Origin of the sequence: Flammeovirga agarivorans (genome assembly GCF_012641475.1) — a bacterium.
In the GTDB taxonomy this organism is placed as follows: Bacteria; Bacteroidota; Bacteroidia; order Cytophagales; family Flammeovirgaceae; genus Flammeovirga; species Flammeovirga agarivorans.
In genome coordinates this window covers 506,513-532,234 of sequence record NZ_JABAIL010000004.1, presented here as the reverse complement: position 1 = coordinate 532,234, position 25,722 = coordinate 506,513, and the positions used below count along the sequence as shown (strand labels likewise).

Here is a 25,722-nt window from a genome sequence, read left to right as displayed (position 1 = left end):
CATTCGTTTATATAGGAAAATGAGGATGATTACCTTCTTGCAATTGGTTCCTCTAATTTGTAAACAAATCGATGCGTAGAAATTTTATTGTCAATTTCAAGGTTCAAAATATAAATACCAGGGTTGAGTTGAGGTAAGACTAAAGGAAATTTATTCCAACCTTTTCTTAATTGGATATTATCCCTTTCGAGGATAGTATTACCAATAAGGTTAATCACTTTTAGTTTCATCGGTTTCGGATTATTGGCCAAAACTTCAATGTATAATTTATTATTAGTGATTTCTGTAGGATAGATATGAGATTGGACCTGGAAAATATCTTTGAAATCGACATCAGGAAGATCCTTCTGATCATCTACTTGTATTTCCAAAGAAGTTACTGCCCATCCCCAGTTTGGTTTTTTATTATCTGAATTGAACTTGAAACGAATAATAATTTCATCATCAGGTTTAAAGAAATTCAATAAATTGATTTCGTGTTTTACTGATAGGGTTTGAGCTCCTTTTGCTTCTTTTTGCTCGATAAAATATCTCCAATCTGGATTAAATGTTCCATTATAAGGTTTATTTAATTCTACCCAATGGACACCATCATTACTGCCTTCAAGAACAACAGAGTCATCATCCTTAGATAGTAGTGCTACATCTTTATAAGAGATTTTTGAATTCTCTTTAGCGACTTTTATGGGGTGTTTAAAGTAAGTAAATGATGTAGTATTGTTTCTGTAATAATGATCAGAGTGTAAGTTCGTACCATAAAAACCTACCACATTATCTTTAAGAACTAAAGCATCACCAGAAAACAACTCTTCTGCTTTATTAAAATCGACCTTTATGGAAGTTATAGTACTATCATAGTGAATCGTTTGAATCGGTTTCAGATTTGATCGGTAAGATAATCCATCCTTATAAACTACTAGTTGAGTTTGATCTGATTTTATTTGATTTCTATATTCTGTTTGATGCTGATAATCTCCTTTTGGTAATGCTATGATACTATCACTTAAAATGGTTCCTTCCTGATCGATTAATGCAATAGAGTCAATCGATTGGGTAATCCCAAATTCAATAAATTGCCCATCCGGTAAAGTATGTTGAGTGATGATTTGTGGTTGAGGCCCTTCATTCAATGATAAAGACCATATACCTCTTCCTTGAGTAGAAACTAAAACTTCACCTTTTTGATATTTCAATTTCCAAATGCCAATGGTTGGTATGTTACTATTTAGTTTATGCCAAGATTTTCCAGCGTTTGTACTTTCGAAAATGCCAATTTCAGTGGCAGCCCAAATTAAGTGGTTATTAAAAGGGAATACCAATAGATCATTAACACCTACATCAGGGAAACCATTGGTAGAACTATCTGAATTAACAAAGCCTGTGAGGTCTTCCCAGTTTTTTCCAAGGTCTTGTGACTTTAATATTTTAGCAGTTTTCCCAAATGAAAATAGGGCATATGCTGTTTCTTTTTCTATTGGATCCGTAACAATCCCTGATATTTGACCTAAGTTAAGATTAGTAGGAAGTGAAGTGGGGGTAAATGTTTTTCCTTTATCTGTTGAAACTTGAATTTTGTTCTTTTCAGTATGACCACTTCCTGCCCAAATGATGTTTGGGTCAACAATTGAAACATCGAGGTCCATATAATCGGAGAATTCCCAAGCATTTTTTATTTCAGAGAGCTTCCAAGTGCTTCCAAAATTCTTTGAAATCCATATTCCATTTTCTCCTAAAGCATATACCATATCTGGGTTCGCTTTATCATTAATCATCTTTGTGATGAACGGAGAACGACCATCTTCTTTAAAGATATCTAAAGATGATTTCTTGAAGTTATAACCCCCATCAACAGATCTGTAGATATTGTTATTATATATACTTACCAGGATTTTTTGTCGATTTGATGTATGCCATAAAACATCAAAACCATCACCTCCTAGAACATTTCTGAATGATTCTAGGCTATCACTTTGGCTTACACTAATCCAAGATCCATTTTCAATAGAACCACCTATAATATGTTTTTTATCAGGTGAAATATCAATCCCAAAAAAGTGTGTTGAATTGATTGTTCCACTTCTATAATGCCATTTATTTAGATTGTTTATGTCATCACTAATGTAAATACCGCCATCATTAGCAGATATCATTCTATATATATTACCTTTCTTAATCATCTTTAGTTGATGATGATCAGGGTGTAAGCCATTTTTTACAATCTTTCCATTTTCTGAAATATATTGGTTAGGACCATGATGCTCACCATAAGCATCACTTACAATATCAATATCAGCTGTTGCATTCTTAAAGTCTTTGATATTTACTTCCCAAATATTGATACCTGCAACATAGAATGTAGTTTCTTTTTCTGGATGGTACAGCAATGTATTGTTGTACCAACCTTGTCCACCAAGCAGTCCTGTTTCAATATTTGTTTGAAGTTTCTTCCAATGATAACCACCATCATTCGAAAGGTATAGAACACCATCTTTTTCTTTCTTTCCGCTAAATGAAGTGATAACTACATTGGAATCAAAAGGAGAGACTATTAAAACACTACGTCCTGTTTTGGGTAAGTTAGAGTCAATTTTACCCCAGGTTTCACCAGAGTTTATTGATTTAATGATACCCGAATTCTTTATTGTAGCATAGATGATATTACTATTTTTATGGTCGAGAGTTAACTGTTGAATCAGTTGATTCGAATGGTAAACTTCTTCCCAATTCAAACCTCCATCAGTAGTTTTTAGAATTAATGAATGGAATTTCTTATTTGTATCTTGATATGCAGTTCCAATTAATATTTTATTCCCATCCTTTGCATCAATCACCATACTATTAATACATTGGAATCGAATATCGTTAATAGTAGAGGGTAAAATATTCCAAGTTTCACCAGAATCAATTGATTTGAGTAAACCAATACCATTTTTGATATTCAACTTCCCAAAAGTTTCTCCTGTAATTGCAAAGAAGGATGAGTCCTTAGTATTATATTGGATATCTCCAATAATCGCATTAGGTAGATTCTCTGTGACACTTTTCCAGTTTTTACCATTATTGGTAGTTCTCCAAATATCACCACCATATGCTCCAGCTACCCATACTTTATTAATAGAGTCTAGTGGGCAGAAAGCTATAGATCTTATACTTCCTGAAACATTAGATGGTCCTCTTTCAGTAAATTGGTAAAAACGTTGACTACTATCTACTGTACTATTATTGATGGCTTCTGTTATATAGCCTATAGAATATTCGGGAGAAGAATCGCCCGTTTTTGTCTTTAGTTTTTGTAAGATTTTTTGAATTTTATTGGGTCTATCAGCTTTAATCTGAGTGTGATAATGGTTTTCTAATGCCAACGAATTTTGATCATTAGTAGAAAAATCAGTGTATATAAATTCAGTATCCTCTGAAGAGGGGATATAAAATAGGTTATAAGCTATAGCACTAATAAAAATGCTAATAAAGATAATATATAATAGGTAGTAAAGTCTATTCATAAAACTGCACAAATGCAGATAGATCTAATCAGTTGCTGGTTTGTTTTCTTGTATTCTGCTTATCTGCTTAAAGGCAAAATATTATTTCCCGATTAGAAGTTGTTTCAAATTACTATATACACATTCCGAAGTAAAATTAATTAAAAAAATACAATTTGTGTTCTCATATTATCATAGTATAAGATCTATTGAGGTACATTAAGATTCAAAGGGTTTTATATAAAATAAAAATGTTTAAACCTTAGATGCATCGATCTAACTTTTGAATAGATTCATTGAAATGAATTTCAGGCTTAAGAAAATTTTATCACTTTCTTACTAGAATAATACTATTTCATTACAATTATAGTGGCAAAATTGTTACTTTTGATAGATAATACAATCATAAATTAACAAGCAAAATTTGAGCTTGAATTCCTTATGAAAGATAAAACTCAGAAAAATAGAAAATCAAATAAACCGCGTATAGGTATTACTATTGGGGATTATAACGGTATTGGACCGGAGGTTATCGTCAAAGTTTTACAAGATAAGCGAATCACAAATATATGTACACCAATTGTTTATGGTTCTGGTAAGATACTTACTAAGTATAAAAGAATCTTAAGCATTGAGGACTTTACTTATCATCAGTACAACAACAATAGCTATATTCATGATCAGAAGATCAATGTCGTAAACTGTTGGACTGAGGTACAGGAATTAGATCCTGGTAAAGTAACTCAAGAAGCTGGTAAATGTGCTTATTTGTCAATATCAAGAGCCTCTGAAGATTTGAAATCTGAATTGATTGATGCAGTTGTTACAGCACCAATTAATAAGGCAAACATTCAGAGTGAGGACTTTAAACATGCAGGTCATACGGAGTATTACCAAGAAAACTTTGCAAGTGGAAGAGATACTTTAATGACTCTTTGTTCTGGCGATTTAAGAGTTGGTGTAGTTACTGGTCATATACCAATTAAAGATGTAGCCGCATCTATCACAAAGGAAGCTGTATCTTCTAAATTGAATGTGATGATTGAGTCACTGAAAAAGGATTTCGGTATCATAAAACCAAAAGTAGCTGTTATGGGATTAAATCCTCATGCTGGTGAAGATGGTTTATTGGGTGATGAAGAAATCAATGTGATTTCACCAGTTATCAAGGAGTTCAAGAAAAGAGGAAACTTAGTATTTGGACCTTTCCCTGCTGACGGCTTCTTTGGAACAATGTCATTCAAGAATTATGATGGCGTACTTTGTATGTATCACGATCAAGGACTTATTCCATTTAAATTACATTCTTTTGAAAGTGGTGTAAACTATACTGCAGGTTTAGATATCGTAAGAACTTCTCCTGATCATGGAACGGCATATAATATTGCTGGTAGAGGTGTTGCTGATGAAACATCTTTTAGGGAAGCATTAATGCAAGCAGTTGATATTGTTAAGGTACGTTCTGGAGAAATTGAGAATCAAATCAGACCTAACGCAAGACAGTTACTGCAAGACAGAAAAGACCAAATCAAGAATCAGAAAATGGTACTTGATGGTAATGCTGGAGGAGAAGAAGAATTTGACTTAAGTGAGTTAGAAGCTGGCGAAAGAAAAGAAGCTCAAGTAACTCAACAACAGAAAATGTTGGAAAATAAAGCCAAAAATCAAGGTGGAGGTAAGTTCCAACATAAACAGAAAAGAGAGCATTGGAAGCCTAGAAAAAATGGAAATTTTAATAAAGGTGAACATAGGCCTCAAAATGAGCGAGATAAACCTCAGCAAAATAAAAATGATTAGTTAATTTCATATTTTTGTGATATGAAAAGAGTATTGATATTATTTGTCTTATTCTTAACCTTTTCTTCATTTAGTTCTGAAGAGGATGGAATATGGAAAACACTACTAAATGTAGGTTGGGAATATAAGTACAGTGAAGAATTTGAAATGGATATTCCTTTCCCAATTTTCACTGACGAGATAAAGGCAATAGAAAATAAAGAAGTCAAGATTACAGGATTTGTCTTACCTGTTGAAACAGAAGATAATTCTATAATGTTATCTGTATATCCTTTTTCTAGTTGTTTTTTCTGTGGAGGTGCTGGACCAGAATCTGTCATAGCAGTCTTTCTAAAAAACCAAAGAGAAATTGGTGAAGAAGAAATAACCTTGAAAGGTGTTTTGAAGTTAAATGATGATGAAACAGGCTTAATCTATGAATTAAGAGATGCTGTTGAAGTCAACTCAAATTATTAAGTAATTATATGGAAGAGATTAAAGAAATATTCATTAAGTACTTAGAAGATAAAAAGCTTCGTAAAACTCCAGAGCGTTTTGCTATTATGGAGGAGATATATAGCAGAGGAGGCCATTTTGATGTGGAATCTTTATATATTAATATGAAGAATAAAAACTATCGAGTGAGTAGAGCTACAGTGTACAATACCTTAGATTTATTACTTGATTGTGATTTAATTACAAAACATCAGTTTGGAAAAAACTTGGCATTATACGAAAAGGCTCATGGCTTTAAACAACATGATCACCTAATTTGTAAAGAATGTCATTCTATTTTTGAATTCTGTGATCCAAGAATACAAAAAATCCAACAGATGGTAGAAGAGATCTATGGTTGTGAAATTGATAGCCATTCTCTAAACTTTTATGGTATTTGTAAAAGTTGTTTGGATAAGAAAAAAGAAGAAAAGACCGAAGAACCTGTTGAAAAGGGTGAATCTCTTTAATAAATTGAAAACAAAGAGTGCTATGTTGAGAACAACGTAGCACTTTTTTTTGTACCTTAATTTATGAACGTATCTAGATTACGTCCTTTGTATTTATCATTGTACTATCAAAACTATTGTATCATATAATTTACTTGAAGCCATGGAAAACACTTATCCATTTAAGGTTGATTTTGAAAACCTTACTTTTGTCGCTGAAATTGAAAGTTCAAACTTATTTTCAAATTACTTCCCACTTTTTGCTAAATATCAATATGAAGGAAATGGTTATGCTTGGGAAGGGCTGATTGTTCAGATCATAGAGAAGAAAAATCAGGAATTACTGAATTACATTTCTTTTGATCCTGAAGCAGGTTGTTTCTACGCAAAGTGTAGTAACGCAGAGATACTTAATGAAGTACTACAAATTATTGTCCCAGCATTTTCTAATCTAGAAGTTTTGGAAGACTATATTCAAAATGCAGATAGGGAAAGAATCGATGACTAGGTTTTATTCATAATAAAAAAACGCCTCAACTATAATGCATTAGTGAGGCGTTTTTATGTATTGAAAGATTTAATTTAATCTTCTTCAATAGCTGTTTTTTTGAATACAACAAAGTATGCACCCATCCAAACAAGGGCTAATACCCATAGAATCATTGGTGAATATTCAACTTTTATTGCATAAGGGTCATGTCCTTGCTCTGCATAAATTACTCCTAATACTGTTAAAAGTAAGAAGTTAAATATAGTGGCCATGCCTTTTGTCCAGCCTTTCATTTTTTCCAAGAAAACTTCTCTGTGTTCCGAATCATTAAGCCAAAAACTTGAGTTTGGTGCTAAAATCATTGGTTTTGGAAAATAAAGAATACCATTACCAATTGTCACAAAGAAAATGTTGACTAGCATTAAACTTCCCATCGATGCATAGAAGAAAGCATTCTTTGTTAGGATTAATGCTTCTGAAGATGCTGTTTGGTGTAAAACAGTTACCCCTTCATCAGGTAAGTATATATAAGCGAGTAATGCTAAACCTAAATAAATAAGTAAAGAAAGACCCCACAAATATTTAATATATTTCATTGATTTGAAGTTTGATTGACTACGTTTAATTTATTCGCAAATATAATGTTCAATACCTTAATTTTTCGTTAATAACCAATGTTTTTAAACGAATAATCATGAATCATTTTAGGTAATTAAAGATTGTTGGAATAAAAAAAGCCAACACCTTAAGTTAAAGTGTTGGCTTAGATATATTTATATCACAAACTTATGAAATAGCAGTTTCTAATGCGATTTCCATCATATCTGTGAAAGTATTTTGACGATCTTCAGAACTTAACTCTTCACCTGTTACTAAGCTATCAGAAACAGTAAGAATCGTTAATGCTTGAGCATTGAACTGAGCTGCAATCGTATACAAAGCTGTAGTTTCCATTTCAACAGCTAATACGCCATATTTTGCCCATTTTTTCCATTCGTCTTGGTCATCTCCATAGAATGCATCTGATGATAAGATATTACCATTGAATGGAGTAATACCTTTTTTCTCTGCTTCTTCATTTGCTTTCTTTATTAAAGAAAAACTAGCAGCAGGAGAGTAGTCTTTTCCACCAAATCTATTTTGGTTGAAAGAAGAATCTGTAGATGCAGACATTGCAAAAACTAAGTCTCTTGGTTTAATATGCGGTTGCATAGAACCACAGCTACCAACACGGATTAATTTGCGAACATTAAATTCAGTAATTAACTCATGAGCGTAGATACCAATAGAAGGAATACCCATACCTGAACCTTGAACAGAAATTTTATGTCCTTTGTAAGTTCCTGTATAACCTAACATCCCTCTAACATTATTGTATTGAACTACATCTTCTAAGTAGTTGTCAGCAATAAATTTAGCTCTTAATGGATCACCTGGCATTAAAACAACCTCAGCAATATCTCCTGGTTTTGCACCTATATGTATACTCATTTTTTCTTTTATCTATTTGTGTTAAACAATCATTGAAGCAAAGCTACCTGTAGATGGAGCTTCACCTAATAATAATTCTTCGATGGTAGTTCCGATATCTGCAAAAGTAGACCTAAAACCAATATTTACAGGTTTTACTTTTTTACCGTATACTAAAATCGGAATATGTTCTCTTGTATGGTCAGTACCTTTAAAAATAGGGTCATTACCATGATCTGCAGTAATGATAAGTACATCATCATCACCCATAGCAGATGTAATCTCTGGTAGACGTTGATCGAAATATTCTAAAGCATCACGATATCCAATTAAGTCTCTTCTATGACCAAATAGCATATCAAAGTCTACTAGGTTAGTAAAGATCAAACCATTGTTATCTTGTTGTAGATACTCAATTGTTTTATCGATACCTTCAGTATTACTTTTTGTATAAACATGGTCAGTAAAACCTTTTCCAGCATATATGTCGAAAATTTTACCAACGCCAATAGAATCTTTACCCGCTGTCTTGATACGAGTTAACATGTTATCTGAAGGCTCAAGAGAGTAATCATGACGATTGGCTGTTCTTGTATAATTACCATCAGCACCTACAAAAGGCCTAGCGATAACTCTACCTACTTTTAACTGTTTTCTAGCAATTTCACAGTATTTGTAAAGATCTTCTAAAGGAACAATATCTTCATGTGCAGCAATTTGGAATACTGAATCTGCCGAAGTATAAATGATCAATTTGCCTGTAGCGACATGTTCATCACCTAATTCATTAATGATTGCAGTACCCGAAGCTACTTTATTGCCGATAGTACCTTTTCCAGTTGCTTCTTCGAAGGCTTTCATGATATCCTCAGAGAAACCGTTTGGATAGGTAGGAAAGGGCTCTTCAAGGATCTGACCAGCAATTTCCCAATGTCCAGTGGTTGTATCTTTACCTTTAGAAACTTCCTTAGCCATACCATAAGCAGCAGAAGTAGTTCCTAAAGGAGGAATACCATATAATGGAGCAATATTTCCAATGCCCATTCTGTGCATATTAGGGATATCTAAACCTGCACTATCAGCAATATGCCCTAAGGTATTGGCACCTCTGTCACCATATTCATCAGCATCAGCACTAAAGCCAATCCCTACACTGTCTAAGACAACTAAAACAACTCTTTTTGCCATAATTAAGTAATGATTAGTAGCTTCCTTCGTCAGCTGTACCTCCTTGAATGATTTTGATTCCGCTCGAAGTACCCAAACGAGTAACACCCATATCAATATATTTTTGAGCTGTTTCGAAATCTCTCACTCCACCACTAGCTTTTAAAGCAGCTTTTCCTTCGACAGCATCTTTCATTAATTGAATATCCTCATAAGTAGCTCCACCAGTACCAAAACCTGTAGAAGTTTTTACGAAATCAGCGTTAGCATTTACTGAAAGTTTAGAAGCAGTGATTTTTTCATCGTCAGTTAAGTAGCAAGTTTCGATAATTACTTTCAATACTTTATCACCAATAGCTTCTTTGATTTGACGAATCTCATTTTCAACATAAGCATTATCACCATCTTTAAGTCTTCCGATGTTGATTACCATGTCAATCTCATCAGCACCGTTTTCAATTGCAGTTTTTGCCTCAAATACTTTTGAAGCCGTATCCATCATACCTAATGGGAAACCTACAACTGAGCAAACTGCAACTTCGCTTCCGTTAGTATGTTCTTTTGCTAAAGGAACATAAGCAGAATTTACACAAACAGAGAAGAAATTATATTGTTTTGCCTCTTCACATAGTTGAATGATTTGAGCCGAAGTAGCATTGGCAGCAAGGATAGTATGGTCAATATATTTCGCAATACTCATGATGATTTATTTAATGTTATATATGTATTTAAATGAGTTTATGTTGATGAAATCATCAAACATTTCAGAAAGTTAAATTAAATGTCTGTTTCTACTGTGGAAACTTTACATTTATTAGAGCTTTTTACTTACCAGAATGATGATTATCTATTATAAAATTATTGAATATCTAGGATGATATTTGGTGTTTCAATGGCTGTATCAGAAAATGTATAGGCACTTTCAAGGAGAGTGATAGCATCTTTCAACTTTTGATTTTCTTTGTTGTAATGAAGTGTAGCTAATGTATCACCTTTTTGAACTTTACCACCCACTTTTTTATGAAGCATAATACCAACTGCTGGGTCAATAATATCTTCTTTTGTTTCTCTTCCAGCACCCAACATCATTGCAGATGTACCCACTTTTTCGGCTTTTAATGATGATACATAGCCATTTTGTGGAGCCTTAAGATCATAAGTGAATTTTGCAGTGATAAATTTATTAGGGTCAGTAATATAAGAAGCATCACCACCACAATCTTCAACAAAATCATGAAGAGCTTTTACTGCTTCTCCCGATTTTAATTTTTCTGTAGCTTTTTCTATTCCTTCTTCAAGTGTTGTTACATCGCCCTTTTGTAATAAAGCAATACCAGTGATGGTTGTAATCAGTTCTTCAAAATCTTTAGGCCCTTGTCCATGTAATGATTGTACAGCTTCAAATACTTCTAATCCATTACCAATAGCATTACCCAATGGATGTTCCATTCCACTTAATACAATGTGAACTTTTCTGCCAAACATTTCACCAATACCTCTCATGATGTTGGCGAGTTGCTGAGCATCTTCTAAGTTTTTCATAAATGCACCATCCCCAACTTTCACATCAAGAATAATCCCATCACTACGGACTGCAAGCTTTTTACTCATAATGCTAGATGCAATCAAAGGATAACTATTTACTGTTCCTGTTACATCCCTTAAAGCATATAGTTTCTTATCCAATGGAACGATATTATCCGTTTGTCCCATAATACCTATGCCTGTATGTTCTATGGATTTTACCATTTCTTCTTCTGATGAAGGAAATTTAAAACCTGGAATGGCATCAAACTTATCTAATGTGCCCCCTGTATGACCAAGGCCTTTTCCAGACATTTTTGCGGTACCAATTCCAAAAGTAGAGAGTAGTGGGGCTAAAGCGATACTTGTTTTGTCTCCAACACCACCAGTACTATGTTTATCAATTAAAAATCTACTAACACCTTCTAACCTAATTTGATGGCCAGAATCTCTCATTGTTTCAGTTAGTGTTTTTAATTCATGGTCTGTCAATCCATTTAAGAAAACTGCCATCAGAAAAGCAGACATTTGATAATCTGTTACTTCTCCTGAAAGATAACTTTGTAGAAATGCTTTTAACTCTGTGTCGTTTAATTCTTGGTGATCCCTTTTCTTTATGATTATATCTACTGCGCGCATATTTTTTTTGAATTGGGGTTTATATTTGGTTATTTTTAGTTGTTTAAAAACTAATCTTATTAATAATGAGTCAATTCAATACTTCCGTATTCTTTTTCATTTCAATTTTTTGTTTTGCCCTCCAATCTTGTTCAGATGGAACAGATGACCAAACTGAGAAAATTAGCTTTGAGAACAAATTTAATGATTCAAAGATAAGAGCAATATATAACAGTAGGGATAAACGCAATACGAAAGAATTATTAACTTATTTAGACCAAGATTCCATTTATCAAATTGAAGCTTTAATAGCTTTGGGTTCTGTTCAGGATACTTCTGCTTTGCCAGCTTTAAAACAAAAACTAGAAACATCTAATTCATTAGATATAAAGATAGCAACAGCTTTTGCTATTGGTCAAATTGCAGACCCATCAATTAATCCTTTTCTTATAAAATTCATTATTGATCATGAAAAAGAAACAGAATTGTTGAAATATGTTTTCGAGGCATTGGGACATTGTGCTAACGATGGAGCTATTTATCTAATGACACATTTCGTTTTAAGTGACGAGCATGTGATGAAAGGAATTGTAAAAGGCTTATATAGAGCAAAAACATGGCAAGGGTTTGAGTCTTACGATGCTGCAGAACAAGTCATGAGAATCTTTACAAAGTCAAAAGATACAGAAACAAAAGAATGGTGTAGTGCATATTTTGCAAGATTGAGTTCTTCAAATATGGTAGCTACATTCAATTCAAACATTTTCGCGAATGCAAGAAGGAATAATAATGAATTAATCCGATCTAATTTTGCTTTATCGATCGCAGCCTTTTCAAAAGGTGGTGGCAGTTCTACGGCATTAAAGAAAATTCTTCATGAAGAGAAAAGTCCTATGGTCTTAGAAAGTGCATTAATAGCAACTGAGAAAATCAAATATGATGGAATGGTTGAAGAAACAATGGCTTTTCTAAATCATGAAGATCCAATCGTAGCTTCTGTTGCTGCATCGAAACTTTATAAAAAGTTAGGATGGAAAGAGTCTAAGCAAGTCTATCAAGTGGCTAAAGATATGAAACATCCACATGCTCAAGCTTTAGCTTTAAAAGCGGTGATGTATGAAAGAAATAAGCAGAAAGATATTTATAATTTCACTAAAGGTTTGTACGATCAGGCATCAAGTGTTTATGAAAAATGTTATTATTTAGACGCTTTAAGTAATTCTAAGCTTGGAAAAGATCTAGTGTTTGAAACATGGAAAACAACAACTGAGATTCCACTAAAAACTAAAGCCATCGAATTATTAATGCGAGAATATGCCTCTGAAAAATCTTTGAATAGTAAAGAAGGTGCAGAACTTGGAAGAATCATATCAGATGCTTTAAAAACAAAGGACGTTGCACAAATCTATACAACATGTTCTTTTATGCAGAATAATAGTAAGAAATTTAAAAAATATTACCCTGCAGTACAGTTAATGGAGGAAGTGAAAACTTCTTTAGAACTCCCTCTTCAAGTAGAAGCTTTCATTGAATTAGAAAAAACAATTGCTCATTTAGAAAGTAAAGAATATAATTATGATGCTCCTAAAGAAAACAAAGGAGTTCAATGGGACTACATTAAAAAGATTAAACAAGATCAAAAAGCAATAATAAGTACGGAAAAAGGAGATATTACAATTGCTCTAAAGGTAAATGAAGCACCAGCAACTGCAAGTATGTTTGTTAGTTTAGCTGATAGTGGATTTTATGATCAACTACATTTTCACCGTTTAGTGCCTAACTTTGTTGCTCAAGGGGGCGACCCAAGAGGTGATGGATTTGGTGGATTAAATTACTCTATTCCATCAGAATTTACGCAATTGGAATTTACAGAAGGTTCATTAGGAATTGCATCAGCAGGAAAGGATACGGAATCTTGTCAGTTCTTTTTTACGCTAGTGCCTACACACCATTTAGATGGTAGATATACAGTCTTTGCTCAAGTAGTTGAAGGTTTAGATATTATGAGAAAGATACAGTATGGTGATAAGATCAATAGTATTAAGATTGTGAGGGAATTAGAGGTGTCAGATCAAAAAGCAATATAAAATATTCGGAATACTAATATTTCATGCTTTTATTGTATTTTTACAGCTATTCAATAATGTTACATTGCATTATTTCACTAACAGTTATCGTAAAATGAAACAAGTAAAACTACTAACATATATTTTCTTATTCATTTCACTAGGCTTTACTTCTTGTGCTGTAGAGCAGTTTAGTGAAGAGAAACCATTTTCTATAAAAGTGGCTTCTTTTCGTGAATTTGATGAATTAGAAAATACGATAGATAGACTAGAGGATCTGGGTTTAGAACCTTACGCAATCACTCAAGTTCATGAAGATTATGGCAAATGGCACCATATTCTATTAGCTTCTGAGCTATCATTAGAAGATGTGCTAGCCAAGAAGATGAATATTGAGGATACTTATGGTCTGAATAATCTGGAAGTTCAAAATTATAATAAAGTAGCTTCTGAAATGATTCCTCTTGAAGAAGATCAGGTAGATAACTTTCCTGTAACATGGACAGCGTTAGATCTATTATCACAATTGCCATATAGTAAGAATTTTGTTCTTAAAAGTGCTAAATCATTACATTACTATGAGGATATAAATGTTAGATCAAATACGATCAGTAGAAATGTGTCATTTGACTTTCCTAGAGGTATTTCTATCAAAGATTTACAAAAGAATGCTGAAGAAATTGTAGAAGGTAAATTCAAAGACCCATTATCAAGAAAAGAGTTGACTGTACATATTGTCAAGCTTAAAGAAAAAAACAAACTAGATAAAGAGCCTGCAAAACAATTCGCAGAAAAGATTTTAGACTCAAGAAGATATAATGTGAAGAAAATGTCTGAGTTTAAAAGTGAGAATAATTGGGGCATGACAGGATATGAAGTAACAGTTAACCCTAAAGGCCTAAAATCATATGTTGTTCAACAATCTGCTTCAGGGTTAATTTTAGCTTTTGTACAGTGTAATGAGAATGATTTGAATCTAATGAAGCACTTTGTCAACTTAATTGGAGATGAAAAATCAATAGATTCTTACAATAGTGTGAAGAGATTATTGGGAGCATTTCCAGATATCATGATGACAACTGAAAGATTGGTTGCCTTTGATTTCTTTACAAAAGAAAGCCTAAGAGGAAGGAACGCAATGATGGAACTAGGAGAGACCGGTCTTCAATGCTATTTTGAAAACTCTGAGAAAGGGACTCTAGTTTATCAGTTGGAAAATTTCAATGACCAGTCAACAATCGATAAATTATTTAAGTCTAGATACGAGAGTTATTTAAAAGATAAGACGGTTGACAAGGTATTATTAGGTAATCGAGATGCTTTTATATATAAGGTAAGAAGAAGGGATCCATCCACTCGTAAAATGGGAATGATGGCTGAATCTTTGATTTTCCAAAACGATAAAGAAATTGGTAAGATATCTAATTTTAAAAAGGGAACTTACCAAGAAGAAGAATTAATTCAGATTCTTTCCAACTTTCGCTTAGGTGACGAATACCAATTAAATAGACTATAATGCTGCGTTTCGATTATATCAAAAGGACTTTACAATTTAATTTTCCTGCAAAAACTTCAAGAGGTGCAATAAGTACAAAAGATTGCTTTTTGGTTAAAGTTTGGGATGAGGATACTCCTGAAATTATTGGTTGGGGAGAGTGTAATACTTTAAAAGGGTTAAGCATTGATCATTTTGAAGATTATGAAGTAAGGTTACAAAATTGGTTAAATGAGTTGAATAGGATAAATGTTTATCTTGAAGATCTGCCTAATTTAATTGATAAAGAGAAGTTGCCAAGCTTTTACTTTGCTATCGAAACAGCCCTTTTAGATCTAAAAAACGGCGGTAAGAAAATCATATATGATAATTCTTTTTATAAAGGAACACCAATTCCTATCAACGGTTTAGTTTGGATGGGTGATCACAGTTTCATGAAAGAACAAATTGATCAGAAACTAGAGAAAGGGTTTGATTGTATCAAGATTAAGGTAGGAGCTTTAGACTTTGAACAAGAACTATCTCTTCTTAAGTACATTCGAAGTGAATATTCATCGGATAAAATTACATTGAGGGTGGATGCGAATGGTGCTTTTAATATTGAAGAAGCATTAGAAAAGTTAAAACGACTTTCTGATTTTGAGTTACATTCTATTGAACAGCCGATATGGGCAGGGCAATGGGAGGAAATGGCCAAATTATGTGAAGTCACTCCAATCCCTATTGCTTTAGATGAAGAGTTAATAGGAGTTTCAAGCAATAAAAAAGAAGCTTTACTAGACACGATAAAGCCACAGTATATTATTTTAAAACCAGCATTAGTTGGAGGCTTAGAGGCCTCTGCTGAATGGATCACCTCTGCTGAAAAAAGAAATATTCCTTGGTGGATGACTTCTGCATTAGAATCAAATATTGGTTTAAATGCAATCGCTCAATTTACTGCCAACTACCTAATTGATAAACCTCATGGATTAGGAACAGGGCAATTATATCACAACAATTTTGAGTCTCCTTTGACTGTTGCTAAGGGTGAGTTATATTACAATTGTGACAAGTCTTTTGTAATTAATTAATCAATAGGTTACAAAAGATTACATTGTACAAAAGCCGGATAATTTGGATTTTTAGTCCAAAAAAAGATAATTACTTTTAACCCGAAAGAATTATCTAAATATAGACATGAAACTTAAATACTACTATTCGTTATTCGGCTATTTATTTCTCGTATTAACTAACATGGTTGAGGCTCAACAGATGACTTCTGTAAACGAGCTGGAGAAATTCTACAAAAAGCATAAACACACTTTACCTAACCCTTCTGAAGGCTGGCAAGAAGTCTGGATAATTATGCCAAAAGAAAAAGACTTTATCAATGAACATCAAACAGAACTTGTCAATGCAAGAGTTTATGTAGAAGATGGAGTAATCTCAAAAGTTTATTATGATAATGATAAATATGTTGAGAATGTATATGGCATTGATAAAGTAAAAAATGGATCAGCATCCTTTCAAAAGGTTTATTTAGACTTGAATTACAATGTAACAGAAGTATTTACTGCTTTTACACACAAAGTAATTTTCAAAGACCATCAGGCGGATGTTCAATCACCTATTGAGCAGGATTCCTATCATGGTAATGTGGTTTTCTTCTCTAATGAAAAGAAAGTAGACAAACATGGATATTATGTATTTGTCAAGGATCTAGATAATGATGACTATGATTTCCTAGGTTACCTTAATAAAAAATGTAAAGATGAAGCAGACTGTGAATCTTTAGAAAGTTTGAGAATACCTTTAAGAAGAGGGAATTATGAAGTATTCACTGTCCAAAATAAAATTCAATTTGACCGAAGGATGCCAATGAAGAAACATGATTTAATCGTTGCAGAAAATCAATGTCAAATGATAAAGTTAGAAGCAAATAACTAAAAGAAAAGGGATATGAAAATTAATTCATATCCCTTTTTTTATATTGGTAAAGATATCCTAGTGAATACCTTTCATTAATCTATTTAAGATTGGTGATACAGCAAAGGCTACTAATGCTGCAATAAATGCATATGCAGTAATAAAGTAGAAGGTATCAAACCCAAAGTCTTGAGAAATTTTAGTCATTGATGCTGCTAAGTAATTACCTAAGGCAATTGAACCCATCCATAGACCCATCATTACTGAAACAATTTTTGGAGGAGATAACTTAGTGATCATTGAAAGACCAATTGGTGACATAAATAATTCACCTACAGTATGGAATAAATAAACCATTACCAACCACATAGGAGAAATTAGTGCTTGAGATTCTTTATATGAATCATTAGCGATTGCCATGATACCAAAACCTACTCCTAAGAATACTAACGATAAAGCGAACTTTACAGGAGTTCTTGGGTTTAAGTTAGCATCACTTAATCTAGTCCACATAATTGTGAAAACAGGAGCAAGGATAATAATGAATACGGCATTGATAGATTGGAACCATGAAGCTGGAACTTCAAAACCAAAAACATCTCTGTTTGTGTATTCATTGGCAAATGTGTTGAAAGATGTACCTGCTTGTTCGAAACCTGACCAGAATACAATATTGAATACCGCTAAGGCTAAGATTACACCAACGCGACTCCATTCCGTAGAACCAGAAGTGTTTTGGAAAATAGTAAAACCTAAGTAGCTAAAACCACCAACAGCAATTACTTTAACAATCATATCGATGATGTCACCATCAATGTTTACGATACCCCAGATTACACCATATGTAATTGCAGCTAATCCAATTACGTAAACTAAAATGTTGATCCAATCACCTTTTCCTAATTTAAATTTAGAAGTAGGGTTATCTTTTGGAGGTAAACCTACTGCATGTCCTGTTTCTCCACTCAATACAGATGTTTCTCTAATAAAGAACCAGATTGTAGAAGCAACCATACCGATACCAGCAGCCATAAATCCATATTCCCAACCTACTTTCTCAGCTAATGAACCACCAACAAAGTTAGTGACGAATGCACCCAAGTTGATACCCATATAGAAGATTGTAAAACCACCATCTTTATTTGGGTCATCTGAGCTATATAGACCACCAACCATTGTAGAAATGTTTGGCTTAAAGAAACCGTTGCCTATTATCAAAAGACCTAAACCTAGGTACAATGACATTTCTCTTGCAGACACTAATTCTGTTAAACCATATCTAACAGAAGCTGCCATAGTAAACTGACCCAAGGCCATTAGTAAAGCACCAATGTAGATTGATTTTCTTTGACCAATAAGTTTATCAGCCAATATACCGCCAATGATAGGAGTCACATAAACTAGAGCAGTAAAGATACCATAGATGCTGTATGCTTCAGTTTTCTCTAAACCGAAACCACCATCCATTAAAGTGGCAGTTAAATACAGAACGAAGAAACCACGCATTCCATAGTAGCTAAAACGCTCCCAGAATTCAGTGGCAAAAAGTGTGTAAAGGCCTTTAGGATGACCCGAATGTGTTTTGCTCACAATATTTTTGTTTTGGTTAGTAATAAAAAATAAAATCTTTATTCAATGAAAGTTCGAAAGTGTTCAGTTATTCATTCCACTCTGATAATTGAATTGTGAACTGCAAATATCTAAAATTTTAGCAAAAGAAAAAGTTGATATTAGACATCGTTACAATCATTTTAATATGTTATATTACACTTTTAATATAAACTAGTATAAAATTAAACTAAAATTAAGAAATGACTTTATCTCTTATCGCTGTAATTTTAGTTCTAGGTATCGCAGGTTTCTTTACATTAATGTATTTCGTACCTGTTAACCTATGGATTACAGCAATTTTTTCAGGAGTACGTATTAGCTTAATTAGCCTTGTAACTATGCGTATTCGTAAAGTCCCACCTAAAATTATTGTTAACTCATTAATTACCGCAACTAAAGCTGGATTAGAACTAAGTACTACAGACTTAGAAACACACTACCTTGCAGGAGGTCATGTTCCTTCAGTCATTAAAGCTTTAATCTCGGCAGACAAAGCAAACATTCCATTGTCATTTAAGTTGGCAGCAGCGGTTGATTTAGCGGGTAGAGACGTATTTGAAGCCGTTCAAATCTCCGTTAATCCTCAAGTGATCAACACTCCATCAGTATCTGCTGTAGCACAAGATGGTATTCAACTTGTAGCAAAAGCAAGAGTAACGGTTAGAGCGAATATCGCTCAGTTAGTAGGTGGAGCTGGTGAGGAAACAATATTAGCACGTGTTGGTGAAGGTATTGTAACATCTATCGGTTCTTCTTTATCTCATAAGGAAGTATTAGAAAATCCAGATAAGATTTCTAGACTTGTTTTGGAAAAAGGTTTAGACTCGGGTACAGCATTTGAAATTTTATCAATTGATATCGCTGATATTGATGTGGGAGATAATATTGGAGCCAAACTTCTAACGGACCAAGCAGATGCAGATCTAAAAGTTGCAGAAGCAAAAGCCGAGGAAAGAAGAGCTATGGCGGTTGCAGTTGAGCAAGAAATGAAAGCCAAAGCTCAAGCATCAAGAGCAAAAGTAATTGAAGCTGAAGCAGAGGTCCCATTAGCAATTGCGGAGGCATTTAGAAGTGGTAATCTAGGTATTATGGATTACTATAAACTTAAAAACCTTCAGGCAGACACAACCATGAGAGATTCTATTGCTGAATCAAGCAAGGATGATAGTGGTTTCTCTAGATCTGAAGACGAAGATGAAGAATAAATCTAATTAGATTCATCATAAAAAAGCCATACATTGTATAATAACAATGTATGGCTTTTTACTTTATACTATGAGCTAATTCTAGCTGTTTACTTCTTCTTCTTCAGGTGCATCATCAATCATCATGACACAATCCTTACAATTGAATTTAAGTTTATATCGGTCTTTTTTCGACTGTAAGAATAAAGGATACTTTACATTTTCCGGTGGTGTCACAAATGTTTCATATTCATCACATAACCCAATTTGGTATCGTAAACAGTGCTTTGTTGTCATCAAGCGAAGCTTACTTTTATCTTCTCTTCCTTCGAACCCTTCTTCAATTTCAGTAACACCATGTTTAGCATAAAATTGACGAGCAAGCTTATTTAATACATTACCATGATGATCCCACTTTTGAATTTTAGCAGGGAATGGGTAGCTGTCATCAATTTCCGTGTTTAACCTTGGAGCTTGTTTGTATTCAGCATTTCTTTTAGCCTCAAAAGCATCGATAAGATCTCTTCGCATTTGATTCAACTTACCACTTGGAATAAAAGGTAATTCACCTTTTGGAAGGGTAACCTCATTGATTAAGAAAATTGTATTACCCGTCTTCTTTAATGACTTTTGTAAATTTTGTTCAGCTTTCTCTTTATTGGATGCCACTTCAAATGGCTCTTTATAGCTTTGTGACAATGAATTTCCATATATATCTTTGATTGACAAAGTAATAGTATGGTTTTTCCATGTCATCGAGATATCACTCTCAATTTTACGAACGGTTTTTTGAGATTTAAGTTCTTTATTGAATGCTTGATCATAATTTCTATAGATTTCTGCACCAACTCGAACTCCCATAACTAACGAAGTTTTAATCCAGCCTTCATTATCAACATGCTCAACCTTCATTCCTTGAAGTTTTTCATATTTATCATAGAAACAAAGACCATCTCCAGGAATAAGTTTTTTGCCATCTTGCATTTCAACAAGATACTGATTGGCTTTGATTTGTTTTACAACACCCACTTTATCGCCTATGGCTTTAGGTGAGTCGAAGTGAACAATCTCAGGGTTTCTTTTTTCGTAAAAATAGGTAGTAAAGCCTCTATTATAGGTCTTTTCCATGGCAGGGTCAAAGTCCAACGTTGTTTTTCCTTGGGAATCAGCAGTGAACTCGTTACCATATTTATCTAATACAAAGTCAATACGCTTTCTAAAACTACCAACTTGATTAATGACATAGGACTCATCCTTTAATCTACCTTCAATTTTAAATGATTTGATACCAGCTCTAGCAAGAGGTAAAACATAGTCACTCAAATTAAGGTCTTTAAGTGATAGTAAATGTTTCTGGTTGGCCAGCTTTGTACCATTACTATCAACTAAATCAAACGGTAAACGACAAGGTTGACCACATGCACCTCTGTTAGCAGATCTGTCACCTACGTTATTAGACATATAACATTGGCCACTAAGACTAACACAAAGAGCTCCAGCAACAAAGGCCTCTAATTCTACATTCGTCGCTTTACCAATTTCTTCAATGTCTTTAATTGAGCATTCTCTTGCTAAAACTACTCTATCAAATCCTACTTTTTCTAGGAACTGAACTTTCTCTAAATGTAGGTTGTGAGTTTGAGTACTTGCATGTAAAGGAATAGGAGGTAAGTCCATTTCTAACATTCCCATATCTTGAATGATAAGAGCATCAACACCTGCATCATATAACTGCCATGCAAGTTTATGTGCTTGTTCCAGCTCATTATCAAAAAGAAGCGTATTCATTGTAGCAAAAATCTTTGAATGGAAACGATGTGCATGTTTCGTTAATTTTGCTATATCTGAAACGCTATTGCCTACAGCATCACGAGCGCCAAAATTAGATGGACCAATATATACTGCATCAGCACCATGGTTAATGGCAGCCATACCTATTTCTATATTCTTAGCAGGAGCTAATAATTCAAGAGACCTCATGTAAAGTGTTAAAGTGATGAGAATTGTCTGCAAAGATAAGAAAAAAGGGAATCAAATAGTTTTATGATTCACCTTTTAAATGTAAATGATCGAAACAAAAGAGTTCTGCCATTTACTTTCATAAATATCTCAAATAAAAAAACAGCCAACTTCTTAAATTGAAATTGGCTGTTTCTTCTAAAGACTAAGGAAAAGTTTATTCAGCAGTTTCTTCAATCTTTGGTTTATTGCCTACAGAGCGATCAACTAAAATTGCTACTGAAGCGTCTCCAGTTACATTCACTACTGTTCTAAACATATCAAGAATTCTATCTGGTGCAAGAATTAGTGCAATACCCTCAGAAGGTAATCCAACTTGTTCAAGAACAATAATTAGCATGATAATGCCAGCACCAGGAACTGCAGCAGCACCTATTGATGCTAATGTAGCTGTAATTACAATAGAAAGTTGTTCGCCTAATGTTAAATCAATACCAAATACTTGAGCAATAAAAACTGCAGCAACACCTTGGTATAGACATGTGCCATCCATGTTAATAGTTGCACCTAATGGCAAAACAAAACTTGTAGTTTCTTCGGATACACCTAATTCTTCTTCAACTTGCTTCATTGTTACCGGTAATGCTGCAGCAGATGAACTTGTTGAAAACGCCATCATCTGTGCAGGGAAAATCCCACGGATGAAAGTCGAGAAATTTACCTTTGCAAATACTTTTAGAATAGTAGGATACACTACAGTAATCATTATAGTTAATCCCATTACAACTACTAAAGAGTAGAAACCTAATGCAATTAATAGTTGAGATGCTTTGGAAGGATCGTCTCCGGTGAAATCTGTAATTAGTGATGTGATTAATGCGAATACACCATAAGGAGCAAATAACATAATAAGATCAACCATTTTTAAAATGACCTTATCAAGACTATTGAACAAGTTTTTAACAGCCTTACCATGTTCAGAAGGAATTGCAACTAAAGCAATACTAAATAATATGGCAAAGAAGATTACTTGTAACATATTACTGTTACTGCTCATCGCATTGAAGATATTACCGGGTACCATATCTAATAATGGCTGTAATGGGCTTCTTTGTTGAACAGCTAAAGCCATCTGCGTTTTGGAAGAGGCAGTATCAGCAAACTTGGTTAAAAAGGTCTCTCTTAACTCGTTGGAAAAGCCTGCACCGGGTTGGAAAAGGTTAACCAGAACTAAACCGATAGATACAGCAATAATCGTTGTTGTTAGATAAATTCCAACAGCTCTACCACCCATCTTTGATAATTTAGAAAGGTCTGTCATGGATGAAACTCCATTAACCAATGAAATTAATACTAGAGGAACGGCAATTAATTTTAGTAGACGGATGAAGATTGTTCCGAAAGGTTTAATCCAATCACTAGAAAACTGGGCAAGTCCGGCATAACTTAAAGATAGACCTAGAAAAAGGCCTAAGACCATACCAATGATGATTTTCCAGTGTAATGCAAGTTTTTTCATTTCTATAATTTATCTCTTTAAAAAGATGTAAATCTGATTTTAATAGTTGATCTATGTAACACGTTGAGTTTGTGTATTTATTACAAGTAGCATAGAGTTGAACATGATCTAATTTCAACTTATTGATAAAATAAATACACAATAGATTTTCAATTTAGTCTCGAAAATAGAAATAGTTACGGTCTTTTGTAATTATTAAGTAAATAAAAGCATAAAAAATAAAAAGAGCTCCTTGTTGAAGAAGCTCTTTTTATGAATTAATTCATCAACTCTGCGTCAATGTACATTAATACCTTATTCATTAAATGCACTCTATCTTTGCCTCTTACATTGTGAGGGTGTCCAGGGTAGGTAAAGAAGTCGACTTGTACTTCATTACTGACACATTCTTGTAAGAACCTAAATGAATGTTGAGGAACTACAACATCATCAATCAAACCATGTATAATTAAAAGTTTATCTTTCAGAAGGTCTGTTTTATTCAAAAGACTTGCTTTTTCGTATCCTCCAGGATTCTTCTGAGGTGTTGACATATATCTCTCACCATACATCACTTCATACATTTTCCAATCCATAACAGGACCACCTGCAACACCAACTTTGAAAGTTCCTGCTGTTTTTGTCATAAGTGATGTTGTCATAAAACCACCATAAGACCATCCATGAATCGCCATCTTGTCTTGGTCAACATAGGGTAAAGATTTTAAATATTCTACACCTTTGATTTGGTCTGCAATTTCTTCTTCACCTAAATGTAAATGGGTTACTTGTTCAAACTCTTTACCTCTGTTTTCAGAGCCTCTACTTTCTACAGTGTAAATGATATATCCATTTTGAGCTGCTGTTTGCATCCAGTAAGATGCTCCTGCATTCCAACGATTAGTGATAAGCTGCACTCCGGGACCGCCATATACATAAACTATAACAGGGTACTTCTTATTCTTATCGAAGTTAGATGGTTTTAACATTCTTGTATTCAAAATTGTTTTTCCATCAGCAGCTGTAATTGTACCTAATTCAACAGGAGAAACATTGAAATCAGCTAATGGGTTTTCTGCGTCAACAATAGTTTTTATTACTTTACCATTGCCATCAAATACAAATTGTTTGTTTGGTGTTGTTGTATTTGAAAAACTTGCCAAGAATAAATTGGTGGTAACATCGTACTGAACACCACTGTATACACCAGATAAAGATGTGATTTTCTTAACAGTTTTCGATTTAATATTCGCCTTATAAACTTGACGATCTAACCCATTGTTATCCGTTCCTAAAACATAAAGATTTTGGTTCTTTCTGTCAAATCCAATTACATCCATAACGACCCAATCACCTTTTGTGATTTGAGCTAATTCTTTACCATCAGTGTTGTATAGATAGACATGTTCGAAACCATTCTTTTCTGTTCTCCAGATAAATTCTGTAGTACTGTTTGGTAAAAATTCCATTGGATGAGTTAACGATAAGTATTTATCATCTTTTTCCTCGAATAGTGTTTTTACAAACGCACCAGTAGAAGCATCATATTGGTTAAGTACTAGGTGGTTTTGGTCTCTATTTAAAATTCCAATAAAGACAAACTTTTCATCAGGACTCCAAGCAATATTAGTAAGATATTGTTCTTTTGGTCCTTCTGTATTTACTTGGATACTTTTCTGAGCAGCTACATTGTAAATGTGAAGAGTCACTTCTTCAGATTTTTGCCCTGCCATTGGGTATTTAACTGGAGCTTCTTTAGCAGGTATTGATGAAATATCAACTAATGGATAGTCAGTAACCATTGTTTGATCATTTCTGTAATAAGCTAGAGCTGTTCCTTTCGGTGACCAATAAGTACCTTTATGGATTCCAAATTCATTTCTATGAACTGTTTTACCAAATTCTATTGCTTTATTAGTCTCATGTGAGATTTGAATTTCTTTACCATCAACAGAGATGAATAAATTATTCTCTTTTGTGTAAGCAGAATTTTTGAAATCTTTTGTGAAATCAACATTTGCTCCATCAAAAGTGGTAGTCACTTGAGATGTTTTACTGTTAAGATCTGTATGATAAACTTTGTTATTGAATTGGAAGACAAAAGAAGAACCATCAATAAATTCTACTCTAGGCAGTCTTGAAAGTTTTTCTAATTCTGAGTTTGATTTTTTCAGTTCTTCTAAGGAGATAAGTGAAGTAGAAGTACCTTTTTTTGCATTTACTTTAAGAAAAGCATCTTTTGTTGATTCAACATAGTAGCCTTTGCTATTAGGTAACCATTGTACTGATTTGTATTCTGGGTAGAGTGACCAATAGCCAACAATACCGTCTTTAATACTTAATTCTTTTTTTTGTGCATTTGCTGAAAATACCATCAACAATAACATCACAAAAAAAGAAGTTGAGTATGCAATTCGTTTCATTAAAAAGAAAGATTTTAAATGTATATGTGTTTAATCAGCAACAAAAGTATAGAATAGATTTTTTAATTAATAAACTTTAAATTTAGATAATGTTAAAGTTGAAGAAA

General features: G+C 33.4%; 19 protein-coding genes. 9 read left to right on the top strand and 10 right to left on the bottom strand.

Translation table 11 applies throughout. The features are described from left to right. Positions 1–29: 29 nt before the first annotated feature. On the bottom strand, positions 30–3,503 hold the full coding sequence (locus tag HGP29_RS15095) for a VPS10 domain-containing protein (protein WP_168883252.1): 3,474 nt from the start codon (positions 3,501–3,503) through the stop codon (positions 30–32). A 420-nt stretch (positions 3,504–3,923) separates the two neighbouring features. Between HGP29_RS15095 and pdxA the strand changes: the two genes are divergently transcribed. The 4 genes from pdxA to HGP29_RS15075 all read left to right on the top strand — a co-directional run bounded on the left by pdxA (position 3,924) and on the right by HGP29_RS15075 (position 6,710). Further along, positions 3,924–5,279, top strand: coding sequence for a 4-hydroxythreonine-4-phosphate dehydrogenase PdxA (gene pdxA, locus HGP29_RS15090; protein WP_168883251.1), 1,356 nt, complete (start codon positions 3,924–3,926; stop codon positions 5,277–5,279). 21 nt (positions 5,280–5,300) lie between these two features. Continuing rightward, a complete protein-coding gene (locus tag HGP29_RS15085) occupies positions 5,301–5,735 on the top strand; it encodes a DUF3299 domain-containing protein (protein ID WP_168883250.1) in 435 nt (144 codons plus the stop codon). An 8-nt stretch (positions 5,736–5,743) separates the two neighbouring features. Beyond that, positions 5,744–6,223 carry a Fur family transcriptional regulator gene (locus HGP29_RS15080; protein WP_168883249.1) on the top strand — a complete coding sequence of 160 codons (480 nt, stop codon included), beginning with the start codon at positions 5,744–5,746 and terminating at the stop codon, positions 6,221–6,223. A gap of 142 nt (positions 6,224–6,365) precedes the next feature. Continuing rightward, positions 6,366–6,710 carry an Imm51 family immunity protein gene (locus HGP29_RS15075; RefSeq protein WP_168883248.1) on the top strand — a complete coding sequence of 115 codons (345 nt, stop codon included), beginning with the start codon at positions 6,366–6,368 and terminating at the stop codon, positions 6,708–6,710. A gap of 74 nt (positions 6,711–6,784) precedes the next feature. Here the strand turns inward: HGP29_RS15075 and HGP29_RS15070 are convergent, their stop codons facing one another. The 5 genes from HGP29_RS15070 to HGP29_RS15050 form a co-directional block, all read right to left on the bottom strand. Further along, positions 6,785–7,288, bottom strand: a complete 504-nt coding sequence (locus HGP29_RS15070; protein WP_168883247.1) for a hypothetical protein — start codon at positions 7,286–7,288, stop codon at positions 6,785–6,787. A 190-nt stretch (positions 7,289–7,478) separates the two neighbouring features. Further along, complete coding sequence (deoD, locus tag HGP29_RS15065) at positions 7,479–8,183, bottom strand: purine-nucleoside phosphorylase (protein WP_168883246.1); 705 nt, start codon at positions 8,181–8,183, stop codon at positions 7,479–7,481. Between the two features lie 21 nt (positions 8,184–8,204). Further along, positions 8,205–9,350 carry a phosphopentomutase gene (locus HGP29_RS15060; protein ID WP_168883245.1) on the bottom strand — a complete coding sequence of 382 codons (1,146 nt, stop codon included), beginning with the start codon at positions 9,348–9,350 and terminating at the stop codon, positions 8,205–8,207. Positions 9,351–9,363: 13 nt separating this feature from the next. Next, positions 9,364–10,029 carry a deoxyribose-phosphate aldolase gene (deoC, locus tag HGP29_RS15055; RefSeq protein WP_168883244.1) on the bottom strand — a complete coding sequence of 222 codons (666 nt, stop codon included), beginning with the start codon at positions 10,027–10,029 and terminating at the stop codon, positions 9,364–9,366. A 158-nt stretch (positions 10,030–10,187) separates the two neighbouring features. Beyond that, complete coding sequence (locus tag HGP29_RS15050; RefSeq protein ID WP_168883243.1) at positions 10,188–11,492, bottom strand: thymidine phosphorylase; 1,305 nt, start codon at positions 11,490–11,492, stop codon at positions 10,188–10,190. Positions 11,493–11,557: 65 nt separating this feature from the next. Here HGP29_RS15050 and HGP29_RS28740 point away from each other — a divergent pair, with 65 nt between their 5' ends. The 4 genes from HGP29_RS28740 (at position 11,558) to HGP29_RS15030 (ending at position 16,961) form a co-directional block, all read left to right on the top strand. After that, entirely contained in the window at positions 11,558–13,558 is a 2,001-nt protein-coding gene (locus tag HGP29_RS28740) for a peptidylprolyl isomerase (RefSeq protein ID WP_211093301.1), read from the top strand. A 94-nt stretch (positions 13,559–13,652) separates the two neighbouring features. Further along, a complete protein-coding gene (locus tag HGP29_RS15040) occupies positions 13,653–15,053 on the top strand; it encodes an SPOR domain-containing protein (protein WP_168883242.1) in 1,401 nt (466 codons plus the stop codon). Beyond that, the gene (locus tag HGP29_RS15035) at positions 15,053–16,105 is read left to right on the top strand and encodes an o-succinylbenzoate synthase (RefSeq protein ID WP_168883241.1); all 1,053 of its coding nucleotides are present in this window, start codon (positions 15,053–15,055) and stop codon (positions 16,103–16,105) included. Before HGP29_RS15040 ends, HGP29_RS15035 begins: the two co-directional genes overlap by 1 nt. A 106-nt stretch (positions 16,106–16,211) precedes the next feature. After that, positions 16,212–16,961 (top strand): hypothetical protein, encoded by a 750-nt coding sequence (locus HGP29_RS15030; protein ID WP_168883240.1) that lies wholly within the window; start codon positions 16,212–16,214, stop codon positions 16,959–16,961. Between the two features lie 57 nt (positions 16,962–17,018). Here HGP29_RS15030 and HGP29_RS15025 read toward each other — a convergent pair whose 3' ends face one another. After that, positions 17,019–18,530 (bottom strand): peptide MFS transporter, encoded by a 1,512-nt coding sequence (locus HGP29_RS15025; protein WP_168883239.1) that lies wholly within the window; start codon positions 18,528–18,530, stop codon positions 17,019–17,021. Between the two features lie 221 nt (positions 18,531–18,751). On the opposite strand from HGP29_RS15025, the gene floA reads away from it, so the two are divergent. Beyond that, positions 18,752–19,756: a flotillin-like protein FloA gene (gene floA / locus HGP29_RS15020; RefSeq protein WP_168883238.1), complete on the top strand. Its 1,005-nt coding sequence runs from the start codon at positions 18,752–18,754 to the stop codon at positions 19,754–19,756. Between the two features lie 81 nt (positions 19,757–19,837). Here floA and HGP29_RS15015 read toward each other — a convergent pair whose 3' ends face one another. The 3 genes from HGP29_RS15015 to HGP29_RS15005 all read right to left on the bottom strand — a co-directional run bounded on the left by HGP29_RS15015 (position 19,838) and on the right by HGP29_RS15005 (position 25,615). After that, positions 19,838–21,715 carry a peptidase U32 family protein gene (locus HGP29_RS15015; protein ID WP_168883237.1) on the bottom strand — a complete coding sequence of 626 codons (1,878 nt, stop codon included), beginning with the start codon at positions 21,713–21,715 and terminating at the stop codon, positions 19,838–19,840. Between the two features lie 196 nt (positions 21,716–21,911). Then, positions 21,912–23,213: a dicarboxylate/amino acid:cation symporter gene (locus tag HGP29_RS15010; RefSeq protein WP_168883236.1), complete on the bottom strand. Its 1,302-nt coding sequence runs from the start codon at positions 23,211–23,213 to the stop codon at positions 21,912–21,914. Between the two features lie 257 nt (positions 23,214–23,470). Continuing rightward, positions 23,471–25,615: a S9 family peptidase gene (locus HGP29_RS15005; protein ID WP_168883235.1), complete on the bottom strand. Its 2,145-nt coding sequence runs from the start codon at positions 25,613–25,615 to the stop codon at positions 23,471–23,473. Between the last annotated feature and the right edge of the window lie 107 nt (positions 25,616–25,722).